19 protein-coding genes and 1 tRNA gene are annotated in these 24279 nt (G+C 61.3%); 12 read left to right on the forward strand and 8 right to left on the reverse strand.

Annotated features, from left to right (window positions below):
* Nucleotides 1-85: 85 nt before the first annotated feature.
* Both V6M87_RS07505 and V6M87_RS07510 read right to left on the reverse strand, forming a co-directional pair.
* Nucleotides 86-2308: a hypothetical protein gene (locus V6M87_RS07505; RefSeq protein ID WP_332875976.1), complete on the reverse strand. Its 2223-nt coding sequence runs from the start codon at nucleotides 2306-2308 to the stop codon at nucleotides 86-88.
* A gap of 387 nt (nucleotides 2309-2695) precedes the next feature.
* Nucleotides 2696-3586, reverse strand: a complete 891-nt coding sequence (locus V6M87_RS07510; protein WP_332875977.1) for a c-type cytochrome — start codon at nucleotides 3584-3586, stop codon at nucleotides 2696-2698.
* A gap of 189 nt (nucleotides 3587-3775) precedes the next feature.
* Here V6M87_RS07510 and V6M87_RS07515 point away from each other — a divergent pair.
* From V6M87_RS07515 to V6M87_RS07555, 9 genes are all read left to right on the forward strand, one after another.
* Nucleotides 3776-3851, forward strand: a tRNA-Arg gene (locus V6M87_RS07515).
* Nucleotides 3852-4150: 299 nt separating this feature from the next.
* Nucleotides 4151-4567: a GtrA family protein gene (locus tag V6M87_RS07520; protein ID WP_332875978.1), complete on the forward strand. Its 417-nt coding sequence runs from the start codon at nucleotides 4151-4153 to the stop codon at nucleotides 4565-4567.
* Nucleotides 4516-5538: a glycosyltransferase family 2 protein gene (locus V6M87_RS07525; protein WP_332875979.1), complete on the forward strand. Its 1023-nt coding sequence runs from the start codon at nucleotides 4516-4518 to the stop codon at nucleotides 5536-5538. Before V6M87_RS07520 ends, V6M87_RS07525 begins: the two co-directional genes overlap by 52 nt.
* On the forward strand, nucleotides 5535-7082 hold the full coding sequence (locus V6M87_RS07530; RefSeq protein WP_332875980.1) for an ArnT family glycosyltransferase: 1548 nt from the start codon (nucleotides 5535-5537) through the stop codon (nucleotides 7080-7082). The genes V6M87_RS07525 and V6M87_RS07530 overlap by 4 nt, the downstream gene beginning before the upstream one ends.
* Before the next feature lie 438 nt (nucleotides 7083-7520).
* A complete protein-coding gene (locus tag V6M87_RS07535; protein WP_332875981.1) occupies nucleotides 7521-8810 on the forward strand; it encodes a nucleotide sugar dehydrogenase in 1290 nt (429 codons plus the stop codon).
* A gap of 144 nt (nucleotides 8811-8954) precedes the next feature.
* Nucleotides 8955-10358 carry a TIGR03013 family XrtA/PEP-CTERM system glycosyltransferase gene (locus tag V6M87_RS07540; protein ID WP_332875982.1) on the forward strand — a complete coding sequence of 468 codons (1404 nt, stop codon included), beginning with the start codon at nucleotides 8955-8957 and terminating at the stop codon, nucleotides 10356-10358.
* Nucleotides 10359-10425: 67 nt separating this feature from the next.
* Entirely contained in the window at nucleotides 10426-12501 is a 2076-nt protein-coding gene (prsK, locus tag V6M87_RS07545) for an XrtA/PEP-CTERM system histidine kinase PrsK (protein ID WP_332875983.1), read from the forward strand.
* Nucleotides 12502-12523: 22 nt separating this feature from the next.
* A complete protein-coding gene (prsR, locus tag V6M87_RS07550) occupies nucleotides 12524-13882 on the forward strand; it encodes a PEP-CTERM-box response regulator transcription factor (protein WP_332875984.1) in 1359 nt (452 codons plus the stop codon).
* Nucleotides 13882-15360 carry a right-handed parallel beta-helix repeat-containing protein gene (locus V6M87_RS07555; protein WP_332875985.1) on the forward strand — a complete coding sequence of 493 codons (1479 nt, stop codon included), beginning with the start codon at nucleotides 13882-13884 and terminating at the stop codon, nucleotides 15358-15360. The genes prsR and V6M87_RS07555 overlap by 1 nt, the downstream gene beginning before the upstream one ends.
* Here V6M87_RS07555 and V6M87_RS07560 read toward each other — a convergent pair.
* Genes V6M87_RS07560 through V6M87_RS07585 form a run of 6 tightly spaced genes read right to left on the reverse strand, consistent with a single transcriptional unit; the run spans nucleotide 15288 to nucleotide 20661 of the window.
* The gene (locus V6M87_RS07560) at nucleotides 15288-16568 is read right to left on the reverse strand and encodes a glycosyltransferase (RefSeq protein ID WP_332875986.1); all 1281 of its coding nucleotides are present in this window, start codon (nucleotides 16566-16568) and stop codon (nucleotides 15288-15290) included. The genes V6M87_RS07555 and V6M87_RS07560 overlap by 73 nt on opposite strands.
* The gene (locus tag V6M87_RS07565) at nucleotides 16562-17389 is read right to left on the reverse strand and encodes a hydrolase 1, exosortase A system-associated (protein WP_332875987.1); all 828 of its coding nucleotides are present in this window, start codon (nucleotides 17387-17389) and stop codon (nucleotides 16562-16564) included. Before V6M87_RS07565 ends, V6M87_RS07560 begins: the two co-directional genes overlap by 7 nt.
* Nucleotides 17386-18225, reverse strand: a complete 840-nt coding sequence (locus V6M87_RS07570) for a hydrolase 2, exosortase A system-associated (RefSeq protein WP_332875988.1) — start codon at nucleotides 18223-18225, stop codon at nucleotides 17386-17388. The genes V6M87_RS07565 and V6M87_RS07570 overlap by 4 nt, the downstream gene beginning before the upstream one ends.
* On the reverse strand, nucleotides 18222-18479 hold the full coding sequence (locus V6M87_RS07575) for an acyl carrier protein (RefSeq protein WP_332875989.1): 258 nt from the start codon (nucleotides 18477-18479) through the stop codon (nucleotides 18222-18224). The genes V6M87_RS07570 and V6M87_RS07575 overlap by 4 nt, the downstream gene beginning before the upstream one ends.
* Nucleotides 18480-18493: 14 nt before the next feature.
* The gene (locus V6M87_RS07580) at nucleotides 18494-19471 is read right to left on the reverse strand and encodes a GNAT family N-acetyltransferase (protein ID WP_332875990.1); all 978 of its coding nucleotides are present in this window, start codon (nucleotides 19469-19471) and stop codon (nucleotides 18494-18496) included.
* Nucleotides 19468-20661 carry a DegT/DnrJ/EryC1/StrS family aminotransferase gene (locus tag V6M87_RS07585; RefSeq protein WP_332875991.1) on the reverse strand — a complete coding sequence of 398 codons (1194 nt, stop codon included), beginning with the start codon at nucleotides 20659-20661 and terminating at the stop codon, nucleotides 19468-19470. The genes V6M87_RS07580 and V6M87_RS07585 overlap by 4 nt, the downstream gene beginning before the upstream one ends.
* Before the next feature lie 163 nt (nucleotides 20662-20824).
* On the opposite strand from V6M87_RS07585, the gene V6M87_RS07590 reads away from it, so the two are divergent.
* From V6M87_RS07590 to rfbC, 3 genes are read left to right on the forward strand one after another with little or no spacing between them, the layout of a single operon-like run.
* Entirely contained in the window at nucleotides 20825-22387 is a 1563-nt protein-coding gene (locus V6M87_RS07590) for an acyl-CoA ligase (AMP-forming), exosortase A system-associated (protein ID WP_332875992.1), read from the forward strand.
* Nucleotides 22384-23658 carry a pyridoxal-dependent decarboxylase, exosortase A system-associated gene (locus V6M87_RS07595; protein WP_332875993.1) on the forward strand — a complete coding sequence of 425 codons (1275 nt, stop codon included), beginning with the start codon at nucleotides 22384-22386 and terminating at the stop codon, nucleotides 23656-23658. The genes V6M87_RS07590 and V6M87_RS07595 overlap by 4 nt, the downstream gene beginning before the upstream one ends.
* Nucleotides 23655-24200 (forward strand): dTDP-4-dehydrorhamnose 3,5-epimerase, encoded by a 546-nt coding sequence (gene rfbC, locus V6M87_RS07600; RefSeq protein WP_332875994.1) that lies wholly within the window; start codon nucleotides 23655-23657, stop codon nucleotides 24198-24200. Before V6M87_RS07595 ends, rfbC begins: the two co-directional genes overlap by 4 nt.
* Nucleotides 24201-24279 lie beyond the last annotated feature (79 nt).

The raw sequence follows: 24279 nt of genomic DNA on the forward strand, positions 1-24279 counted from the left end.
GCTGGTACCGGCGCGAATGTTCGGTTTGCATCCCCCAAAAAAAACCGGCCGCATCGGCGGCCGGTTGGTCTAGACAGTACGAGGTTTAACGCGGGACGATCGAAAACTGCGACCCCTTGCTGTAGTCAGGCTTGACAGTGCGGCTCATGAACAGCGCCCAGGCGGTTTTGCCCAAATCTGCACCTGAGTCGACCGCGTAGGCCATCGCCGGCTGCATGTTGGACGGATAGCCCATGTAGCCGTTGGAAATACCGCCCATGTCGCCGATTGGCGCGTTGTAGAAGGCTGCCATGGCAGCACCGTTACATGGCATCTGCATGTAGGCGGCGCCGCGGGTGGCCAGTTGTGCCTGTGCGTAGGTGTCGTAGATCGGGCTGTTTGCCGAATCACGCACGTTCATCGCATAGACCACGGCGTCGATCCAGCAAACCCCCGGCGCTGTCATGCGTCCGATGGTTGATTTGGCTTTCCAGGCCAGCAGCGAGGCGGCTTTTTTAAAGCCCAGCTCGGACGCGTGTCCCACTGCTGAGGTGAAGAAATCATCCTGCCAAGGTGCCAAGCCCGTGTTGTTGTTGTACCCAATTGCATAGCCATTCACGATCAAGCCCAATTTATTGGCGCTGGTGTTGTTTGTATAAGTCTCGTTATACCAGTCGAGATTGCTGTCCATGTTGGACAGCAGATCGGCTTTCAGCGGGTCCGCATCTGGCGTGATGTATGCCGCTTCGGCCAAGGTCCGCAGCGCCCATGCCTGGCCGCGTACTTGATCCGATGCGAACAGCCCCTTGCCGTACTGCCGGTAGCCGGGGTTCGACGAGAATGCGTTGTACATCGCCCAGAACTGCATTTCTTCGAGATAGAAGTAGTCACCTGTTGTCAGGTAAGGCACATAGGCGAGGCCTGGTTGATGCGGCGTGTCATGGGTGAAAGGCGTGGCGCAGTCGCCTCCGCAACCCGGGAACGATTCATAGGCCTTGGTCGCCGGATTGAATGTGTCGGTAGGACGACCGACGACGGTCATATACGGGTAGTTCACGAGACTGACTGCACGATCGGTTTTTTTGTCACGGTAGTGCATGGAATAACTACCAGCCAGGTCGCCGGTGCTCAGCGTGACATCGCGTGCACGCTTGTCCATGGTCAGGACGTAGGCCGCGCTCCACGCCGGCAGCAAGCCGATGCCTTCATTCGCACCGGTGGTTGGCATATATGGCGATGCATAGACGAGCGTCATCGGCTCTGGCGCCATGGTAGTGTTGGTGCCGTAAGCGCTCAGCACGTTCTCCGAGATGCCGAAGCTCTGGTCGTAATTTGGTACGGCGCGGCTGGCAATCAGGTATTTGCTGTCGAGCATGGTATTGACAGCCGGAGCATCGCCGCCCCACCAGAACAGCTTGCGCCAGCGTGCATGGGAGTAGTGGGTCAGGTCGGTTTTGGCATACGCCGACTTGCCGCCCACGAGCACCTCGGCGTTGTACTTGAAGTTTTGTGGATTGGGCTCGTAGGCCCAGTTGTTCTCAATCGTGACATCGACGCGGGCTTTTTTCACCGCGCTGTAGTAGCGAATGGCAAAGCGGGCAACCAGATGGGGATGGGCGACACCGGTGGCAGTCGTCAGTGGCGCGGACACATGCCATTCGTTGGCAACCGGACCGGCCAGCCAGATGGCTTTAGCCCCTGCTTTGAGCAGTTGGTCAGCTGAGGCGCTGTACTTCAAGCCGCTGACAGTAGCGGAAACAGAGGCCGTAAAGCCGGTAGCGAGTAGTTCTGCTGGCAATACTGTAGCGGCACTCGATGCAGCGGCATTTTTAGCCAAGGACATCGTCCGCGTTGCATTGGCTGCGATCGTTGGAATAATGGCGGAAAAAATCGCATGCCGCACGCTGCCGTCTGCATGGGTTGCCTTGACGTCCATTTGCAGCGTGACCAAGGTATTGTCTTCCAGTCGTCCCAGCAGGACGTCGGTGGTCTTGACGTGGCCCAAAGCGAACACCTGGCCAAAGGTGATCGGAACAGACGTCTGTGCTGCGTCGCCAATGTTTTGCAAACGCACATCCGTAATGACGGTCAACGCACCGTTTGGCGTCACCGGGGGAACAGAGGTGGTTGGCGGCGGGGTAACGGCTGGAGTAAATGCGGTGACAGGACCGGTTGCAGTGTTGCTGCCCTTCGATACCACCAGGCCAGCCTGGACTGAATCAGGTGTGGCGGTTGACCCGCCGCCGCCGCCGCCGCAGGCGAGGAGGGACGTGCTGCAAAGAAGGGTCGAAAGGACCCGAAGGGCCATCGTATTAATAGGAAAGTTCATTTTAAAATCTCTTCAGGAGTGTATGGGGTGGTGCTGCAGGCTCTCTACTTTCGGCCTGTGGAGTAAATAGATCTTACGATGGGGCAACAAATGCCTCAAAGAAAAATAAGTTTCTTTACGTGGTTATTGGAAGATATGCGACACGGAATTTGTATAAATTTCATATCCGTTATTTAAATCTTCACGGATATTGTTCAATTGAAATAATATATTGGTCGTTTTTATATGCTTAACTGTTAATAGTTAGCGATATAAAAACATCAGGAGGCAGGCAGGTATAGGGCGGGAGGCGTGGCGGTCAAAACTCTGTTCAATTAAATAATGATGTTGACGACTCAATAAAAAAACCGTTCACGAGGAACGGTTTTTATCAGGCCAATACGGACTCTATTTTGCGGCACTCAGCATATAGTCTACTGCAGCTTTTACATCGGCGTCAGGAGCGGTCGATCCACCCTTCGGTGGCATCATGCCGGCCTTGCCCTGGAATCCAGCAATGGCGTGCTGGTACAGAACGGCGGTTCCCTGCGCAAGGCGCGGCGCCCAGGCAGATTTGTCGCCAAACTTGGGGGCGCCGGCAATGCCGGCGCCGTGGCAGAGGGCGCAGGCCTGGTTGTACAGAACCTTGCCGCTGTCCGCCGCGAGTGCTGGCGCCGCAGCCGCGGCAACGGGTGCGACAGTGGTCGGCACAGTTGTCGACGTGGCAGCAGGCGTTGCAACCGCAGCAACAGGTGTCGCGTCCATGGCAGGCGCACCAGCTGCAGGGGCCGCTGGTAGTGCTGGTTCCTTGAATGCGGCGCCGCTCTGGTTGGTCATGTACACCACTGCGCGTGCCACTTCTACGTCATCGAGGTCGGGATTGCCGCCCTTTGGCGGCATGGCGCGGATGCCTTCGATGGCATGTTTGAGCAAGGTATCGTAACCCTGTTGGATACGGGTACCCCAGGCCGCGGTATCGGTAATCTTAGGCGCACCGGCAAGGCCGCTTGCATGGCAGGCGGCGCAGACGGCGGTATAGACCGCTTCAGCGGTTTGCAAAACCTTGGGCGCATTCGCGTCGCGCAAGGTAAATCCTTCGGCAGCGACTGGCGCAATGCGCGCATTCACGGCAGCGGCGCTTTGGCTATCGGTTCCGGCCCCGGCAGTATGGGTATCGGTAACAAATGACACCAGCAGGATGATGCCGATAACAATAACCAGAAAGAAGCCAGCTACCGCAACGATTAACTGTTTTGGCGTGCGGATGACTGACTCGTGTTCGTTGTGTGCGTCACTCATGATTTCCTTAAACTATTTTAAAAAACCACTGTCTCTTATCTGCGTTTAGGTGCAATTTTGTAACGTCCGCCTTCGGCGATTATAGTCGCAAAGATTGTTTTTTGGTATGAATTTGCGACATGAACGCTGTGGTGATGGACGACATTGCAGAAAGACTGTATCCTTCGGCTCACTTCACGATTTCCCCCAGCGGCTGTAGCTCAGTGGATAGAGTATTGGCCTCCGAAGCCAAGGGTCGTGGGTTCGATCCCCGCCAGCCGCACCACATGACGTATCCATCACCGATGGACAAACGTATCGAATTATTTCCATCCTGGCAAGTAAAATTCAGCCAACGCTTTCGCATCAGTAGCATGTGCGACGGCCGCTGATGTTGCGGAAAAATCCGTGCTGCTGCAACGCTGCTGCTTCGGCCCGCCGCAGTTGTGCAGCACAGCGACACGCGTTGCTGCGAGCGCGAGTAATAGTTCCACGTCAACAAAAATCGTTGCAACTTGCAAACAATCATACTAGTATTTGTGCTGCGACAGTACGGACTTCGTCGTCGCCGTTTTTGGAACCGCCATGCAAATGCCTGACCCATCGCGCGAGGCCGGTAATTTTTCGGTGCGAAGCTTTCTGACCTTTGTCTTTGTTGGTGGATTTGCCACAGGCCTTCACTACGCCATCATTCTATTCACGGTGTACGCGTTGGGCTGGTCGCTTGTCTATGGATCCACTCTGGGGTTTAGCCTCAGTGCCGTCGTTAACTACCTCCTGAACGTCAAGCTTACTTTTCGTTCCACGCAGTCACACAAAAATACGGCGCCCCGGTTCTTCCTGGTCGCCGGCAGTGGACTTGTGCTCAACTACGGGATCTTGTCCATCCTGCTATCCCTAGACGCGCATGCAGTTATTGCGCAGATACTTACTACCATCGGCGTATTGATATGGAATTACATAGTCAGCGGACTCTGGACATTCAGGCAGCAAACAACCTGAGCGCAGCGCCCATCGTTAGCTTGGTGTTGCCTTGCTATAACGAAGAAGAAGTGCTGCCCGAAACGACGAGTCGACTCACCGCCTTGCTCGCGCAGTGGCAGGCGGCCGGCTTGGTTGCACCCGGCAGTGCTATCTACTACATCGACGATGGCAGCCGTGATCGTACGTGGCGGATGATCACCGAATACGCCGCCACCTCGGCCTCGGTCTGCGGCGTTAAGCTGAGCCGAAATCGCGGCCACCAGAATGCGCTGCTGTGCGGTCTGATGACCGTGCCTGGCCAGGTACTCATCAGTCTCGACGCCGACTTGCAGGATGATCTGGAAGCGATTCCACGCATGGTAGAGAAGTTTCGTGAAGGCAATGAAATTGTGCTTGGCGTGCGCAGCGCCCGCGTCACGGACTCCTTTCTGAAGCGCTTTACAGCCCAGGGTTATTACAAACTTCTGGCGGCACTGGGTGTCGAGATTGTGTATGACCATGCTGACTATCGATTGATGAGCCGACGTGCCATCGAAACGTTGCGTGAATATAAGGAATCGCATTTGTTTCTGCGCGGCCTGATACTCCAGCTTGGCTACCAGACAGCGGTCGTCGAATTCGAACGGGCGTCGCGCTTCGCGGGCGATTCCAAGTATCCCGTCAGCAAAATGTTAGGCCTTGCCTGGCAAGGCATCACCTCTTTTACGGCATATCCGCTGCGGCTCATCACCGGCGTCGGTGCCCTTGTGTCCGTCGGTAGCCTGTCGCTGGCGACGTGGGCACTTTTTGTAAGGATCTTTACCGAACAAGCACTGCCGGGTTGGGCCTCTGTTGTCATTCCGATGTATTTTCTAGGTGGCGTGCAATTGCTCAGTCTTGGCATCATCGGCGAATATCTGGCGAAGGTGTATGAGGCGTCGAAACAGCGGCCGCGGTTTCACGTAGATCGGACATGTGGCGAGAATATGCAGCACGCGGAGGTAAGATGACACGCTTGCGCCGTTACGGCGCAACATCGTTGTGCCTGGCCGCCGTCGCCACCCTGGCGCTTTATTATTTTATGTCGGCCCCCACAGACGGGAACTTTTGGTGGTTTGACGCGTCTCGTCATGCGATGAACGGCGTGTTCTTGCGCGACATGCTGTCGCAAGGTGGCTGGCTCCATCCTGTTGAGTTTGCCAAAGCCTACTACGAGAAATATCCCGCCATCAATATTGGCTTTTATCCGCCATTCTTCTACATCAGTTCGGTGCCGGTGCTGCTGCTGTTTGGCGCCAGCCATGCAGTATCGCAATCGGTTGTCGCCCTCTACACGCTTGCCAGCGGCGTCCTGGTGTTTTTCCTCTGCCGCGGTGTAATGGATCGTATTAGCGCGTTAGCGACGGCGCTATGCATCATGGCACTGGCGCCGATTGCGCTTTGGGCGCGCCAGGTGCAGCTCGATGTGCCTGCCATCGCCATGTACTTGCTCACTGCGTGGACCCTGATTCGCTATCTTGAAACAGGACGCCAAAACTGGATGTTCCTTTCCGGTATTTTGCTCGGTTTGTCGATACTGACGCGGGTCCAGGGCGTGTTTCTTGTGCCCGTCTTCTTGTTTGTGCTGTTCCTTCAGCGTCCACCCGAGCGTCCCACGCTTGTCAAAAGGATTGTCGCCACGGCGATCGCCGGCGTGGTCGCGTTGCCCGCCGTCCTGATGGTTCAATACTTCAGTTCGGTCAATCAGGCACTGGCGACCAAAATGCCCGGCATGCCTGGGCTGTGGACTTTCGATAACTGGACTTGGTACGCACAACAACTCCCCGAGCAAGTCGGCTGGCCAGTTACATGCTTGATGGGAGCAGGATTGTTGGCCACGTGCGTTGTCGTATTTCAGGGACGTGCCACGACAGGACTCACCGTCATCGGCGCATGCTGGGCCTGCGCGTGGATCTTTTTCACCGTGGTGTCCAACAAGGAGCCGCGCTTCAACCTGCCCGGAATCGTGTTCCTGTTTTTGCTTTCCGCTTACGGCCTTTACACTCTTTCTGCTGTGACAGCGCGAGTGATCCTGCCGGTCTTGGCGGCGTGGTTGTTATTTCAGGTAGGAATTGCCCCTGCCGTTCCTGTCGTAAATGGGTTCAAAGAGGCTGTCACTGCTGTCCAGGCCATTGCCCCAGTCAATTCGAACGTGATGATTTCAGCGCACCGCGATGGCACGTTCATCTTCGATCTCCGTACGCAGGGAAGCCGCCGCGATATCGGGGTACGTCGCGCCGACAAACTGATCGTCGAAATCCGCATCATGCGAAATTTAGGCGTGCGCGACAATGGTTTGGACAATGAGGCGATCCTGGCACTAATGGATAAACAGAACATCGCCTTGGTGGTCGTACAGCCAGGCTATCTTGCTGACCTGCCGAGCATGAAGAATTTTCAGGCGCTCCTCGATGATGGTATCCACTACGAAAAAATGCACACCATACCGCTAACCGGCGCAACGGCGCCCACGGAACAATCGTTGGTGATCTACCGGCGAAAACCTGCAACCTGATGTGCAGAGGCTGCGCCGGATCGTTGAAATCGACAATCATCATCACGGTGCTCCCACCAAACATGGTTGGAAAAAACGGTTGGTGGCCTACGCACGGGTCCGCTATTTTCAATAAATTAAACGTATTGCTTTTTTAGAAATATTTCTAGATTTGATAGTGAGGTTGCCTGTGCGACTTGAAGAAAATGATAATATTGCACCCCCGCCAGAATTGACTGTATTCTGATGCTTGTCAGGCTTTCTACTCCTGACAGACGCGTTAGTCTGGTCGATATAGGTGTTTTTTGCCGCGACAAATGCTTCCTTACTGAGGATAAATAACAAAAGCGTTGTTTTTTTTGGACAATCAAAGTTTCCAAAAAACAAGCAAAATGCGCGAATTCGTTGCATTATAGTAATTTCGGGTGTTAAGCTTGAATGCGAGAATGGAAGCCGGTTATGAAAGCAGACGATGTCGTTGCAGTGGTTGGATTAGGCTATGTCGGCTTGCCGCTTGCTGTCGAGTTCGGAAAAGCACGCACGACCATCGGTTTCGACCTGTCGTCCACCAAGGTTGAAAGTTATCAGAGATATATCGATCCTTCTGGCGAAACGTCGAGCTCGGCACTGCGGGCAGCACGCCATCTGACCGTCTCAACCGACCCTGCTGTTTTGGCACGCGCCGACTACATCGTGGTCGCGGTCCCCACGCCGGTCGATATCGCACACAATCCCGACTTTGGACCGCTCGCAAAAGCCACGATCGCCGTTGGTCGTCATATGCAGCGTGGCTGCACGGTGATTTTCGAATCGACTGTGTATCCCGGGGCAACTGAAGAAATCTGCATCCCTCTGCTCGAGCAGCACTCGGGCATGATCTGGCAGGAGGATTTCCACGTTGGTTTTTCGCCGGAGCGCATCAATCCCGGCGACAAGGAACATACGCTGACCAATACGCGCAAGGTGGTCTCGGGTGACGATGCCGCCACCCTGGAAAAAATCGCCGCGTTTTATGAAACCATCGTGACCGCCGGCGTGCACCGCGCGTCCAGCATCAAGGTTGCCGAGGCTGCCAAAGTCATCGAAAATACCCAGCGCGATCTGAACATCGCGCTAATGAATGAACTAGCCATCATCTTCGACAAAATCGGCATCGACACGCTTGAGGTGCTGAAAGCGGCCGGCACCAAGTGGAATTTCTTGCCGTTTCGCCCTGGACTGGTCGGGGGCCATTGCATCGGCGTCGATCCTTACTATTTGACCCATAAAGCGGAAATGGTCGGTTATCACCCGCAAGTGATTCTGGCAGGGCGCCGCATCAATGACGGTATGGCCAAGTTCGTCGCCGAAAAAACCGTCAAGTCGATGATTGCTGCCGGTTTTCACATCAAGGGTGGCCTGGTGAATGTACTGGGGCTGACGTTCAAGGAAAATTGCAGCGACCTGCGCAACTCGAAGGTCGCCGACATCGTGCTCGAGCTGGAATCGTATGGGCTGGAAGTGCATGTTCACGATCCAATTGCATCTGATACCGAGGCTGAACACGAATATGGTATTGCACTGAAAAGTTGGGACCACCTGCGCCGAGCGGACGCGCTGGTGATGGCAGTGAGCCACCAGGAGCTGTTAGCCCGGCCGCTGTCCGACATCACCGCTAAATTGAATGACGGCGGCTGTTTTATCGACGTTAAATCGCAATTCGACATGTCCGCCATTGAGGCACTTGGGTTCTCGGTGTGGCGTTTATGACTGCTACCAGCCCAAAACAAGAAGGTAATATCGTGAATAACTGTTACGTCGTTGACCGCGGCACCATCTTTGCGCAGCACAGCACCGGTCGTTCTGCACCCGCGCGCTGGACACATTTACTTCCTGCAAATTTCGGAGGCTGAAGTGCTGCGCATTTCCAACCACTACGTATCCAAGATCGTCTTTGTCCTGTTGTTCATTGAAGTGCTGATTCTCCTCGGCGCCGCGTACGCAGGGGCAGCGGTACGCTTCCTCGATCCCGCGGCACTGGCCAACAAACGCGATCTCGACCATTTTTTCACCTCCGCGCTCGCCTTTGCCAGCGCCATCATCTTCAGCATGAGTGCGATGGGCATGTACCAGCTCAATTTCAGCGAAGGTTTGCGCAATCCGTTCTTCACCAAGCTGTTGCCGTCATTTTTGCTCGGCTTTATCATCCTGACCCTGGTTTTCTATGTGGCACCGGACCTGTATTTCGGGCGCGGCGTGCTGGTGCTGGTGTTTGCGCTGGCTGCCGTCGGCATCCTGGCTGCGCGCGTCATCTTCTTCAAGACATCTGAATTGCAATTTTTGCAGTCCCGCATCCTGTTTCTCGGCGGTGGTCCGTTGGCCAAGGAATGTGCCGATTTGGCGGTTGGAAAAGACACCTATCACAAGTATGAAATCGCCGGCTTCCTGGTCAATCCGAACGAAGAGCTGTGCGTCGACCCAACCAAACTGTTGAAAGTGCGCGACGGCGATTCGCTGGTATCGCTGGCCAACCAGTACAACGTCGAGGAAATCGTGGTGTCGGTGCAAAACCGCCGCGGCGGCTTCCCGATCAAGGAACTGCTCGAATGCAAACTGCAGGGCGTCAGGGTCACCGATGCCGCCACCTTTTTTGAGCGCGAAACCTGCCAGATTCGGGTCGACTCCCTGCAGCCGAGCTGGCTGGTGTTCGGCGGCGGCTTCGACCAGAGTTTCGCGCGCACGTTCATGAAGCGCAGTTTCGATTTGATCTGCAGCACCATCATCCTGGTGGCTACCTTTCCGATCATGCTGGCCGCCGCCGCCCTGGTCTACCTGGAAGACCGCGGCGCTGTGTTCTATTCGCAGGAGCGGGTGGGCCTCGATGGCAAGCCGTTCCGCGTGCACAAATTCCGCAGCATGGGCACCGATGCCGAAAAAGGCGGCAAGCCCCAGTGGGCCGCGCAGAACGACCCGCGTGTCACGCGCATCGGCAATATCATGCGCAAGACCCGGATCGATGAATTGCCGCAGATTCTGAACGTGTTCAAGGGCCAGATGTCGTTCGTCGGCCCCCGTCCGGAACGGCCGTATTTTGTTGAACAGCTCATTGAAGTTGTCCCGTACTACAATGTTCGCCACAGTATCAAGCCAGGTATTACCGGCTGGGCCCAGGTGCGCTACGGTTACGGCGCATCGGCCGAAGATGCCTTGCAAAAACTGCAATATGACTTGTATTATGTGAAAAACAACAGTCTGTTCCTGGACGTGCTGGTGCTGATCGATACGCTCAAGGTGGTGCTGTTTCGCAGCGGGCGTTAATCACGCCGCAGCACGCTGCCACGCCAGTCTTTCCTGCCACGTTGGCAATCGATCCCGATGGTGACCTTTGAACAGTATCGCTTCCTTTAGCTATGGCTTGGCCGGCGCCGCCTTCATCGTGCTGGCAGTGCTGCTGCTGACGCGCTGGCGCGGCCGTCACGGCCCCATGCTGGCGATTGCCATCGTGCTCACCGCCTTGTGGGCGGGGACAATTTCCTGGGAAAACGGCTACGGCCGGCCCTGGTCGGTCTGGACCGATACCCTCGAAATCCTGCGCAACGCTGCATGGTCCATCTTTATGGTGCTGATGCTGGGCAATTACCGCGATCCTGATTCGCGCCTGCCATTCCGCCTGCGTCCCGCGCTGCTCGCCGCCGCTGTGTTTTACCTGGTGATGCTGGTCGCGACCGTCGTGGGCCGCTGGGACCTGATGCTCGACAACGGCGCCGGCTTCATGCCGAATGTCGGCGCACGCGTCTGCATGGCCGTGTTCGGCATGTTGCTGGTCGAGCAGGTCTACCGCAACAAGACGGCGCAGGAGCGCTGGGGCATCAAGTTTGTCTGCCTCGGCATCTGCGCCATGTTTGCGTACGACTTTTACATGTACAGCCACACCATGCTGTTCCATGAAGTGAGCGCTGACATCTGGGCCGCGCGCGGCGTGATCAATGCGCTGACGGTGCCCTTGATCGGCATCTCGGTGGCGCGCAGCAAATCGTGGACGTCGCCGCTGGCGCTGTCGCGCAATGTCATGTTTCATTCGGCCGCCCTGTTCGGCTCGGCCATCTACCTGCTGGCGATGGGCTCGGCCGGCTACTACCTGAAATTCTTCGGCGGCAGCTGGGGCGCGGTGATGCAGGTAACGTTCCTGTTCGGCGCCTTGTTGCTGCTCGCCGGCGTGCTGTTTTCGGGCACCTTCCGCTCCTGGCTGAAAGTATTCATCAGCAAGCATTTTTATACCTATAACTACGATTACCGCGAAGAGTGGATGCGCTTTACCCGCATCCTGTCCGAACACGGCCCGGGCCTGGGCGACCGTGCCATCCAGGCCGTGGCGGCGCTGGTGGAAAGCCCGGGCGGCGTGTTGTGGCAGCGCGGCGAAAGCGGCCAGTTCGAGCCAGTGGCGCAGTGGCAGGCGAGCCCGCCCAGCGCCACCGAGGCGCCCGACTCCGCGTTTTGCCAGTTCCTCGAGTCGACCCGGTGGGTGGTCGACCTGCACGAGTTTGCCGCGGATCCCGACAAGTACGAAGGCCTGGTGCTGCCCGGCTGGCTGAAGGTGAAGGCGGGACGCGACTGGCTGGTCGTACCGTTCATGATGCATGGAAAATTGTTCGGCTTCCTGGTGCTGCAGAAATCGCGCAGCCCGGTCACGCTGAACTGGGAAGTGTTCGATTTGCTGGAAATTGCCGGCAGTCAGGCCGCCAGTTATTTGTCGCAGCAGGACGCGGCTAATGCACTGATGGTGGCGCGCCAGTTCGAGTCCTTCAACCGCATGTCGACCTTTGTCGTGCACGACCTGAAAAACCTGGTGTCACAGTTGTCGCTGATGAATGCGAACGCCGTCAAGCACCGCGACAACCCGGAGTTTCAGGCCGATATGATGGAGACGGTGAGTTATTCGGTGCAGAAAATGCGCCTGATGCTGCAAAAACTCAGCCGCAGCGATGCGACTGAGACGCCGCGTGCACTGACCGTCGACCAGGTCGTGCGCCAGGCGGTGGCATTGAAGGCGGCCTTCGAGCCGCGCCCGGAATTGCGCGTCGAAACGGCCGGGCTGGCGATCGTGGCCGACAGCGAACGGCTCGAGCGCGTGGTGGGCCACCTGATTCAAAATGCGATTGAGGCCACGCCGAAAGAGGGCAGCGTGATCATCACCGTGGGCCAGAGAAATGACGCGGTGCGCATCGAAATTGCCGATACTGGCGAGGGCATGACCGAAGAATTCATCCGCGAGCGCTTGTATAAACCGTTCGAGTCGACCAAGTCGGCCGGGATGGGCATCGGCGTGTTCGAGAGCCGCGAATATATTACGGAGCTGGGCGGAACACTGGACGTATTTTCCACCCCCACGCTCGGGACCACCTTTACAGTCATCCTGCCGCTGCAACAGCGTGCGGCGATGCCGGTCGAACAGGCCGCGTAGTTGCAACCAATTGAGGACCATCGTGACGCACGCCAAACAAAAACTGTTGATCATCGAGGACGACCCGGGACTGCAAAAGCAGCTCAAATGGAGTCTCGACAATTATGACGTCGTGATCGCGGGCGACCGCGAAGCCGCGCTGGCCCATATCCGCCGCCATGAGCCGGCCGTGGTCACCATGGACCTGGGCTTGCCGCCCGATCCGGACGGCTCCACCGAAGGCCTGGCCACGCTGCAGGGCATCCTGGCGCTGGCGCCGGATACGCGCGTCATCGTGTTGACCGGTAACCAGGACCATGCGAACGCGGTCAAAGCGATTGGCCTGGGCGCCTACGATTTCCACCAGAAGCCGTGTGATCCCGAAGTGCTGAACCTGGTCATCCAGCGCGCCTTCTTCCTGCACAAGCTGCAGGCGGAAAACCGCCGCATCCTGGCGGCCCAGGATTCGCCGCTATCGGGCCTCATCACGCGCGACCCCGGCATGCTCAAAATCGGCCGGAATATCGAGAAAGTCGCACCGACGTCGGCCTCCGTCATGCTGCTGGGCGCTTCCGGCACCGGCAAGGAAGTGTTGGCGCGCGCCTTGCACCAACTCAGTCCACGCGCGAACAACCGCTTCATGGCGATTAACTGCGCCGCCATTCCCGAGAACCTGCTGGAAAGCGAATTGTTCGGCTACGAAAAAGGCGCCTTTACGGGCGCGGCCAAGCAGACCAAGGGCAAAGTCGAACTGGCCCACGGCGGCACCTTCTTCCTTGACGAGGTGGGCGATTTGCCGATGTCGCTGCAAGCGAAGCTGCTGCGCTTCTTGCAGGAGCGCGTCATCGAGCGCGTCGGCGGGCATGAGGAAATTGCGGTGGACGTGCGCATCGTCTGCGCGACCCACCAGAAACTGAAGGAAATGGCGACCACCGGGCGCTTCCGCGAAGACTTGTATTACCGCCTGTCCGAAATTGTCATCACGATTCCGCCACTGGCCGAGCGCAGTGGCGACGCTGCGCTGCTGGCGCACCATTTCAAGAATAAATTCTGCGCGCAGGAGTCGCGCGCCGCGCTGCACTTCGCGCCTGACGCGATTGCCGCCATCGAGGCGTATGCCTGGCCCGGCAATGTGCGCGAAATGGAAAACTGCATCAAGCGCGCGGTCATCATGGCCGACGGCACCAGCATCGTCGCCGACGACCTGGGCCTGCCCGACGCCGGCGCCGAGGAAGAACCGATCAACCTGCGCCAGATTCGCGACGAAGCCGAAGGGCGCGCCATCGTCAAGGCGCTGGCGCGGGTCGACGGCAATATCGTCAAGGCGTCCGAGCTGCTGGGTATCAGCCGGCCCACCCTGTATGACCTGATGAGCCGACACGCCATCAAGTCGTCGACCTGATGGCGGCGCGCAAGCTCGACAAACGCAAGCTGTTCATGCTGCTGGCGCTGGCCCTGCTCGCAGCGGGCGTGGTGCTGGCGGTTTCCTTCATCGAGAAAAGCGGTATTGCGCCGCGCACGCTGGCGCCCTACATCGCCAAGCGCACCAGCGGACATAACCCGGCCATCGTCGGCGCCGGCACCTTTGTCGCTACCCAACTGACCAGTTTTGATCGCGGCGACAGCTTGCCAGCGCCGACGCTACGCCTGAACCTGGGCGCGCAGCCAGGCGGCGTGGCCACGCGCCCGGCACCGGGTGCGCGCGAAATCATGGTCGGCAGCGCCGACGAGGCGCGCCAGGCGCTGGGCGACGCACACGCCGGCGACATCATCACCTTCCTGCCGGGACGCTATCGGTTCACCGGCAAGGGCGTGCCTGCGCGTGGCACCGGGCGCGCCGATGCGCCCATCCTGGTGCGCGCGCTGGCGCCGGGCAGCGTCACGCTGGAACTCGAGACGGTCGAAGGCATCCTCGTCACCGGTCCCTGGTGGCGTTTCGAAAACCTCACCATCGAAGGCGTGGGTGGCGATGACAATTACTGCGAACACGCTTTCCACGTGGTGGGCCGCGCCTTTCATTTCGCGGCGCTCAACAACACCATCACCAACTTCAATGCCCACTTTAAAATCAACGGCGACAACGGTCACTTCCCCGACGGCGGCCTGATCGAATCGAACACGCTGAGCAACACGCGCGGCCGTCGCACCGCCAATCCGGTCACGCCAATCGACCTGGTCGCGGCCAGCGGCTGGATGGTTCGCCACAACATCATCAGCGATTTCATCAAGGAGCAGGGCGACCAGGTCAGCTACGGCGGCTTCTTCAAGGGCGCCGGCAAGCAGAACATTTTTGAGTCGAACCTGGTCTGGTGCGAGCACAAGCTGCAGGGCCGGCCGGGCCAGCGGGTCGGCCTGTCGCTTGGCGGCGGCGGTACCGGCAAGCCATACTGCCGCGACCAGCGCTGCATCGCCGAGCAGGAGCGCGGCGAACTGCGCGCCAACCTGATCGTCGCCTGTTCGGACGTCGGCATTTATTTGAACAGCGCGGCGGCCAGCGTCGTCAACGACAATACCCTGATCGATACCTCCGGCATCGACGTGCGCTTCGCCAGCACCAGTGCCAACGTCGACGGCAACCTGGTCGACGGCGGCATCCGCACCCGGAATGGCGCTTTGCTGCGCGAAGGCGATAACCGCACGTCGTTTGTATCGTATGCCTACCTCGGCATGCACCCGCAACGCGGCCTGCTGCGTGATCCTCTCGCGGCAGATTTTACGTGGCAAGGTACGCCGCCCGCGCGCAACGTCGATCGCATGACCCGGCGCACCGGCGTGCGCTTGTGCGGCCCGGCGTCCAGCCTGAACGCCTACGGCGCCTTTGACGATTTTGCGGCCTGCCGCGTTTCCGCCACCACCGCGTCCAGCAGCGCCGCCAACTGAACCGTGCGCGCGCTGCGCGCATGGCTGCGCCGCACGGCGTCGGGCGCCAGCGGTGCGCTGCCCGCCTCGGCCAACGCAATAAAGGTCATCAGTGCGGCGCCGATTTTTTCGGCATCGTCGAGCGGCGCCAGCGTATCGATGCCGGCCGCGCGAACCGCCGCCCAGGTGTCGCCTTGCGGATCGGTCAGCGCCAGCAGCGGCTTGTTTGCACGCAGGTATTCATACAGCTTGGCCGGGACCTGGTCGTTGCAGTTGGCTGCCTGTAGCAACAGCAGGGCATCCGCACCCAGCATCTCGGCCAGTGCCGCGCGGTAGGGCAGCGGCGGGGCGATCGTCACCAGCGTAGCGATGCCGTATTGCTCGATCAGGCCCTGTAAAAAGGCGGTGTGGACCGGTGCGCGCAGCACCAGCTGGAAACGCGCAGGTGTCAGGCTGCCGTCGCGCAGCAAGCCGGCCAGTGCGGCAAACAAGGGTTTCGGGTCGCGCTCGAGCGGGTAGACGATCCCGCTGTGCAGCATCGTCAGCGCTGCGCCGGCCTGTTTCACGAGCTTGCATGCGTCCGCTTCGGCGGCGTCAAAATCTTCATCGTCGTAACCGTTCTCGATCAGGCAAAATCGTTCGGGCGGCACGTCCTGGAACAGCTGGCGATAGTGGCGCACGGCGCCCGGTGTGGTGCAGACCACGCGCGCTGCGGCGCGGATGGTCTTCGCTTCGATCCAGCCAGCCACGCGGCGCGACAAGGGATCGGCCGGATAGACGGCATCTAACATCGGATCGCGCAGGTCGGCCACCCACGGCAGTCCCGTGAGTCGATGCAGTGCCAGGCCGATCAGGTGCGCGCTGGCGATCGGGTAGGTGGACCACAATACCTGCGGACGATACCTGCGAATCATGGCAAGACCGGCCGGCACCGCACCGAGGCACCAGCTCACCCAGCGGTCCGGCAGCGCCAGCAGGCGCGTGTAGCGGCCCCTGACGGCCAGGTGGCGCGCCGTATCGAGCGCAAAGGCGCGCCGCACCACCAGGCTATCCGGCACGCCGTCGGGGCCGGACGTGGTGTCGGCGTGCGCGCGCGGGTGCGCGGTCAGGATCAGCGGCTGCCAGCCCGACAGCGGCAAATATTGGGCAAACTTCAGGGTGCGCTGGATGCCGCTGCTGCCGCGCTGGGGTGGAAAGTGAAACGCCACCATCAGCGCACGCTTTACCACGCGCGCAGCCAGTCCGCCGTCCAGGCGGCGACCTGGTCATGCCAGTCGCGCCGCGAACACGTGTGGTCGGCGCCGTCGAGCACGTGACGCGTGACGCGCGGCTGCGCCATCAGCTTGCGCCAGGCATCGGTGGCAGCGCTGGCGTCGGCAAATTCCTGCGCCGTCAGGTCGGCGCCGGACAGCATCACCAGCAGCTTGCCGTTAAACGTATTCAAGCCATGGTAGACCTGGTCGGGCAGGGAGGATGCGTCGGCTGGCGCAGTGGCCAAAGCGCTTTTGGCCAGGCCAAAGGCCGAGCGCACGGCAGCGCCGGCATCGAACTTGCCGCTGGCGAGCTTGTGCCAGAATGCCTTGTCGAACAGGCGCGCGCGGTAGTAATGTTTGATGGTGGCCGTGGCGGCACCGGCCTCGGTGCGCACCCACGGATTCAACAAGGCCAGGCCGGAGATGCGGGGGTCGCGGTGCGCGTACAGGCTTGCCGCCGATGCGCCGTCGCACAGGCCCCACAGCACCACCTCGCGTACGGCCGGCACCGAGGCCATGAACGCATCGATCGCGGCGTGCAAGTCGGCGCCGATATCGTCGAACGGGCGCACTGCGCCCTCGCTGTCGCCCATGCCGCGCACGTCGAAGCGCAGCGTGGCGATGCCTTGCGCGGCCAGGGCGCGCGCCAGCAAGGTGAACTGGCGATGGCTGCCGGCGCGGTACTGCGGCCCGCCGACGACGATCACGACGCCACGCGCGGCCGGCGCGGTGGGCACGCTGGCGATGCCGAACAGGGTGTCGCTTTCGCAGGTAAAACGCAGCGCAAGCTCAGTCATGATGCGCAATCATGGGTCGGCGCCTGGAACAGTGCCGTGGTGGCGTCCACCAGGGACGGGCAATCGGTGATTTCCTGCGTCGCCCAGAACGGCAAACCGTGTACCGCGTGCAGGCGCACGGTGACACCCTGAATGCGCCAGTCGGTAACCTGCTTGACCGCAGCCGCACCTGGCGGGCGTCCGGGCGCGGGCAACACGTCGAACCAGTCGACCGGAATGTTGACTGGCGGGACGCTTGAGGCGTCGGCGCGGTCGATGGCGGCGCCCAGTTCGGGCGCCACCAGGTAGCCGCCGATTTCGGTCGGCTCGCCAGCGAGCAGGGCCTCACGCAACTGGCTGGTACCGGTGCGCCCGGCGGTTTCGCCGTCGAGCAGGGCACCGGCCAGGCGCAGGCGCAGCAACTGGGTCAGGAAAGCGGAACCGCGCACCACCGGTTGCCACAGCAGCAGGCGCTCCACTGGCAGCGCGGCCTTGAATGCATAGTCGAGCGCCAGCAAGGCGCCCAGGCGCAAGCCCCACAGGCCCACCGGGCAGCCGAGTTTTTCAAGCAGCCAGGCATGGCCCAGTGCCAGGTCGTCCTGCCACAATTCCCAGCGCGCGTCGCTGAATTCGCCGGCGCTGTCGCCGCAGCCATACAGGTCGATCTGCAGCACGCCGATCCCGGCACTTGCCAGTGTGCGCGCCTGGCGCGCGGCGAGGTGGCGCGTGCGGTTCATCTCGTCGCCGAACGGCGCGACGTACAGCAGCGCGCCGCGGCAGATGCCGACCGGCGCGTGGTACAAGCAATAGCGCGCGCCCCCGGCGGCGTCGAGATAGAACGGCGCAGCCGGTGTCATGACACGGAAGGTGCAACCCGTGCTTCGACGAACGCCGCCAGGCTGCCGACGGTTTCGAACGTGGACGCGCCGATATCGTCGTCGTCGATGACGATGCCGAACTGGTCTTCCAGCGCCGCCATTACGTTCACGACCGCCATCGAATCGAGTTCGGGCAGTGAGCCCAGTAGTGGCGTATCGGCGTTCATGGCGGCGCCGGCGTCGCCCAGGCTCAGCACATCGGTCAGCAGGGTCTTGATTTTGTCTACGTACATGGTCTTGCTCCGTTTTATTTCGAAAGCGCGTGCAGGCGCCGCAGCGCCGCCCAGCGGTATTGATTGAGATGGTACAGAGTGCGCACCTGTTCCGTCCAGCGCGTGTGCCACTCCATCACCTTGCCATAAAATTCGATGCGGGCCGTACCGCCCTCGTCGAACAGGGCGCGCACGGCGTCTTCGCGCATGAGCAGGGCGGGCGAAAACGTCTTCGGCACGCTTTCATCGTACGTTGTTTTCAGCACCACGATGCAGTCGCCCTGGCGGATGCACAGGTCCATCGCCACGAGCTGATCTCCGAACCAGTAGCGATACACGCTGGCCGCGCCGCGCGCAGCGAATGCGGCCAGCATGCGGCTGTAGAAGCGGCCCTGGGCGTTGTCCAGGTGGACCGCGGTGCCGGCCTGTGCCTTCCAGCCGGCGCTTTCGAGGCGGCCGAAATCGCGCACAGCCTCCAGCATCTGGTCGGCCCGCGTGCTCGTTTGCAGGCGCAAATCGACGCCGTCTGCCGTCAGTTTCGCGCGCTGCTTTTTGAGGTTGCTGCGCAGGTTCTTGCCGCGCGCGGCCCAATAGTCGACAAAACTGCCAGCGACCGTGATGCGCGCGGTCTGGATGTATTCCATCGCATCGTCAGGTGCGGGCGCCAGCAGCGGGTCGAGCTGTGTCAGGCCCAGCACCAGCCCCACGCCGGGGAGGGCGCGCAGCAGGCTGGCCAGCGCGCCGGCGCGGTCCAGGCCCGGACGCTCGATCCACATGCCGAGCGGCGCCTGGGCCGGTTGAAATGTCGCCCAGCTGCCGCGGCCGTGCGGGCGCACGATGGCCATGGCGTCGTTGGAGATCGCCAGCAGTTCGTCGCCGTTGCTGAACGCGTCCAGCAGCGCGGCGACGAAATCGGCCTGCAGCATGGGTGAGGCGACGGTCTGCGCCTGCAGAGCATCCCACTGCCGCGCGTGCGCGCCAAATCCTGCGGCCGGCATCAAGGTCCACGTCATGACTGCAGCGCCGCGCGGATGCGATCGACCAGCCACGCCAGTTCATCGGCACGCAGTTCCTGGTGGCAGGGGAAGGCCAGCACGTGGCGCGACAGGTACACGCTGTTGGCGCACACCGACGCGTCGACGCCATCCCACAGCGTTTCGGCAAAGCGGGTCAGCGCCACGCCTTCGCGCTGCAGGCGCGCGAACACGGTGTCGGCGGCGTCGACGACCAGCGGGAACATCCAGGGGCAGGCGCCGTCGGGAAGTACCGCGTGCAAGGGACGCGCGCCGGCCAGGTCGCTGCAGGCGTTTTGCAGGGCGGCGTAGTTGGCGCGCCGCCGCCCGACGATGCGGGCATGCCCGACGCGGCGCAGCAGCAGGCGCGCGAACCAGGACGAGCGCTTGTCCAGCCAGGCCGGATCGAAGCCGGCTTCGCTGTCGGACGATGCCGGCGCCAGGGCAGGCGCGCGCGCGCTGCCCGCCTTGCGCAGTCGCCACAGCAGATCCTTGGCGCGCAGCGGAACTGCCAGCAACAGGCGCAAGCCAGGTAATCGGCCATAGGCAAAGCTGTGTTCCAGCGTGTTCAGTACCACTTTGGTTTCGAAACCGGCGCCGGCGCAATGCAGCACGATGCCAGCCAGGTCATGGCGCCGGGAGGCCAGTACGCCGCCTTCGTAGGCCGGGAAAAACTTCATGCTGCTGGCGATGGCATAGTCGCCGGACGCGCCAACCTGTTCACCAAAGAAGCAGTGCGCGCAGTCTTCCAGCAGGGCGACGCGCCTGCGGTCGCACCAGGCGCGGATTGGCGCCATGTCCTGCATGAACCCGAAATAATGGGTGACCACGATGGCTTTCACGCGGTGATCAAACCTCGCATCGAGGTCGGCCAGGTCGACCTGGGCGTGCGGCGTGACACGATAAAAGCGTGGCGTGGCGCCGCGCCACAGCACCGGCGGGATCATCGACAAGCTGTGGTAGGCCGGCATCAGGACAATATCGCCTGCTGCGACACCCATCGCGCGCAGGGCCAGTGCGATGGCAACGCGACCGCTGGTGACGAGGCGCACCTGGCCGGCGTCCAGGATGTTGCCCACGGGCGCATGCCCGCCTTTGGCGAACGAGGCGCGCGATAGTACCGGCGCCAGCGGCACCCATGGCCGCGCCGGTGGCGTTGCGGTGACGGGAGGAGGGGTGAAATCGCGCATGCGCGAGTATACGCACAGCCTGCGGCATTGGTCGAGGGCATAGTTAAATTGAAAGTATTCGCCCATCGCCCCTTGCCCCGGAATGGTAAGATGGCGGCTTGTTACGGCCACGTTTTCGCGCGGCCGCCTCCTGCCCCGAACGTATGCGTTATTTAACACTCTGATGAGCATTCTGGTTCACGATTTCCTGTTCGACGCCGCCACCGGCACGCCGCACGCCGAAGCGCTGGTACACGGCGCGCGCCGGCTCGACTACGCCACGTTGGCCGACGAGGTCACGCGCGCCGCGCAGCTGATTTTGGCGCGCGGCGTGCAGCGCGGCGAACGGGTGGCGGTGTACCTGGAAAAGCGCGTGGAAAACGTGGCGGCCATGTTTGGCGCCAGCCTGGCCGGCGCCGTGTTCGTGCCCGTCAATCCGCTGCTCAAACCCGAGCAGGTGCTGCATATCCTGAACGACTGCAATGTGCGCCTGCTGGTAACGTCGCCCGAGCGCCTGCCGGCCCTGGCGCCGCTGCTGGCCCGCTGCCCGGACCTGCGCGCGATCGTCGTCACCGGTGCACACGCGCTCGAGGCCAGCTTGCCTGTCACCGCATGGGATACGGCGCCGGTTCCCTGTGACCTGCCCGCACGCGTCATCGATGCCGACGTCGCCGCCATCCTGTACACCTCCGGCAGCACCGGCAAACCGAAAGGCGTCGTGCTCTCGCACCGCAATATGGTAGCTGGCGCCGTCAGCGTCGCGAGCTACCTCGACATCACGGCGCCTGACCGCATCCTGGCTGTGCTGCCACTCAGTTTCGACTACGGCCTGTCGCAGCTGACCTGCGCTTTTCATCGTGGCGCCACGGTGGTGCTGATGAATCACCTGTTCCCGCGCGATATCGTGCGCGCGGTCGTCGACGAGCGCATTACCGGCCTGGCTGCCGTGCCGCCACTGTGGGGCCAGTTGGCGCGACTCGCGTGGCCGGCTGACACCACGCTGCGCTATCTGACCAATTCGGGCGGCGCCATGCCCGGCGCCACGCTGGCGGCATTGCGCGCGGCGCTGCCGCAGGCGCAGGTGTTCCTGATGTACGGATTGACGGAAGCATTCCGCTCGACGTACCTGCCACCGTCCGAGATCGACCGCCGGCCCGGCTCCATGGGCCGCGCCATTCCGAATGCCGAGGTGCTGGTGGTGCGCCCGGACGGCAGCCTGTGTGCCGATGACGAGCCGGGCGAACTGGTGCACCGCGGCGCGCTGGTGGGGCTGGGTTACTGGAACGACCCGGCCAAGACGGCCGAGCGCTTTCGACCTGCGCCCGGCCAGAACAGCGCGCTGGCGCTGGTTGAAATGGCCGTGTGGTCGGGCGACACAGTGCGGCGCGACGCCGATGGCTATCTGTATTACATCGGCCGCGACGATGATCTGATCAAGGTGTCCGGCTACCGCATCAGTCCTGCCGAGATCGAGGAAGCGCTGCATGCCAGCGGCCTTGTCGATGAAGTGGCGGCGTTCGGCGTGCCGCATCCCGAGCTGGGCCAGGCCATCGTGCTGCTGGCGGTGGGTTCGGCCGAGCTGGCGACCCAAGCGCTGGTGAAGGAATGCCAGCGCCGCCTGCCGGCCTACATGGTGCCGGCCCATATCGTCGTGCAGACGCACGCGTTCCCGCGCAATCCCAACGGCAAGCTGGACCGAAAGCTGCTGCGCGCCGAGTACGTCAACCTGTTCGAAAGCGCCGCATGACTCCCGTAAAACCTGTGCATGCGCCGCAAACCGGCTTTGCGGTCGTTGGCAATGAATTGCAAGTGGGCGGCGTGGCGCTGTCCCTGTTGGCCGAGCGGGTTGGCAGCACGCCATTTTTCGCTTACGACCGCGCGCTGCTATCGCAACGCGTGGCGCAGGTACGGGCGGCGTTGCCGCCGGCCGTGCGCCTGCACTATTCGATCAAGGCCAATCCGATGGCGGCGCTGGTGCAGCATATGGCGAGTATGGTCGACGGACTGGACGTGGCATCTGCGCAGGAACTGCGCATCGCGCTCGACACCGGCTGCGATCCGGCCGCCATCGCCTTCGCCGGTCCTGGCAAAACCGACGCGGAATTGCGCCAGGCGCTCGCCGCCGGCATCTGCATCAACCTTGAATCGATGCGTGAAATCGACACCGTCGCGCGCCTGGCCGGTGAGTTGCATGTCGCGCCCAGCGTCATCCTGCGCATCAATCCTGACTTTGAATTGAAATCGTCGGGCATGCGCATGGGCGGCGGCGCCAAGCCGTTCGGCATCGATGCCGAACAGGCCCCAGGCGCAATGGCACGCCTCGCAGCACACGGCATTGCGCTGCTGGGCTTCCACATTTTCAGCGGTTCGCAAAGTCTCAAGGCAGACGCGATCATCGAGGCGCACGCGCGCAGCGTCGCACTCGCGCAGCAACTGGCCGAATACGCGCTGGCGCCCCTGTCGATGCTGAACCTGGGCGCCGGCTTCGGCATTCCCTATTTCCCCGGCGAGCAACCGCTGGCGCTCGACGCCATCGGGGCCAACCTGGCGCAGTGCGTGGCCCGCTTGCATGGCCAGCTGGCCGGCGCACGGGTGTCGATCGAAGCGGGCCGCTACCTGGTCGGTGAAGCGGGCGTGTACGTGGCGCGCGTGACGGACCGTAAAATCTCGCGTGGTCAGGTATTCCTGGTCACGGACGGCGGCATGCACCACCACTTGGCGGCGTCGGGCAACCTGGGCCAGGTGATCCGCAAGAATTATCCGGTGGCCATCGGCAACCGCATGGCCTCGACCGCACTGGAAACGTGTTCGGTGGTGGGGCCGCTATGTACGCCGCTCGACATTTTGGCCGACCGTATGGAGTTACCAAACGCCGTGCCGGGCGACCTGGTGGTCGTGTTTCAGTCGGGTGCATATGGCCTCTCGGCCAGCCCGGTCGGTTTTCTGGGTCACCCGGCGGCGCGCGAAGTGCTGGTCGGCACGCAACTACAACGTACACAAGACGAGGTTTTGAAATGAAAGTAACGCCTACCGCGATGCCCGAAGTGCTGGTCCTGGAACCGCGCGTGTTCGGTGACGACCGCGGCTTCTTTTATGAGAGTTTCAACGCGCGCACGTTCGAGCAGTTGACCGGGCAGCGCGTTAATTTCGTCCAGGATAATCACACCCGCTCGGCGCGCGGCGTGTTGCGCGGCCTGCATTATCAGATTCGCCAGCCGCAGGGCAAGCTTGTGCGGGTCAGCAGCGGCGCCATCTTCGACGTCGTGGTCGACATGCGGCGCAGTTCTCCGTTCTTCGGTCGCTGGGTTGGCCTCGAGCTGTCAGCGGAGAATCGGCACCAACTGTGGATTCCGCCAGGGTTTGCGCACGGCTTTGTCGTGACCAGCGAGCATGCGGAAGTGCAATACAAAAATACCGATTACTGGGCGCCGGAACACGAGCGCGCGGTGCTGTGGAATGATCCGGCGCTGGCGATCGACTGGCCTTTGAGCGGTGCGCCGATCTTGTCGGGTAAGGATAGCCAGGGCAAGCTGCTGGCGGATGCGGAAGCGTTTTCTTGAACGTTAGCGACAGGATTATCTGCCTTGCGTCCTTCTTTGCACAAATAGCGTTCTACAGGGAGCCTTGAGCTAGCTACTG

It is taken from the genome of Massilia sp. S19_KUP03_FR1 (genome assembly GCF_036688685.1).
Taxonomy (GTDB): Bacteria; Pseudomonadota; Gammaproteobacteria; order Burkholderiales; family Burkholderiaceae_D; genus JALYUM01.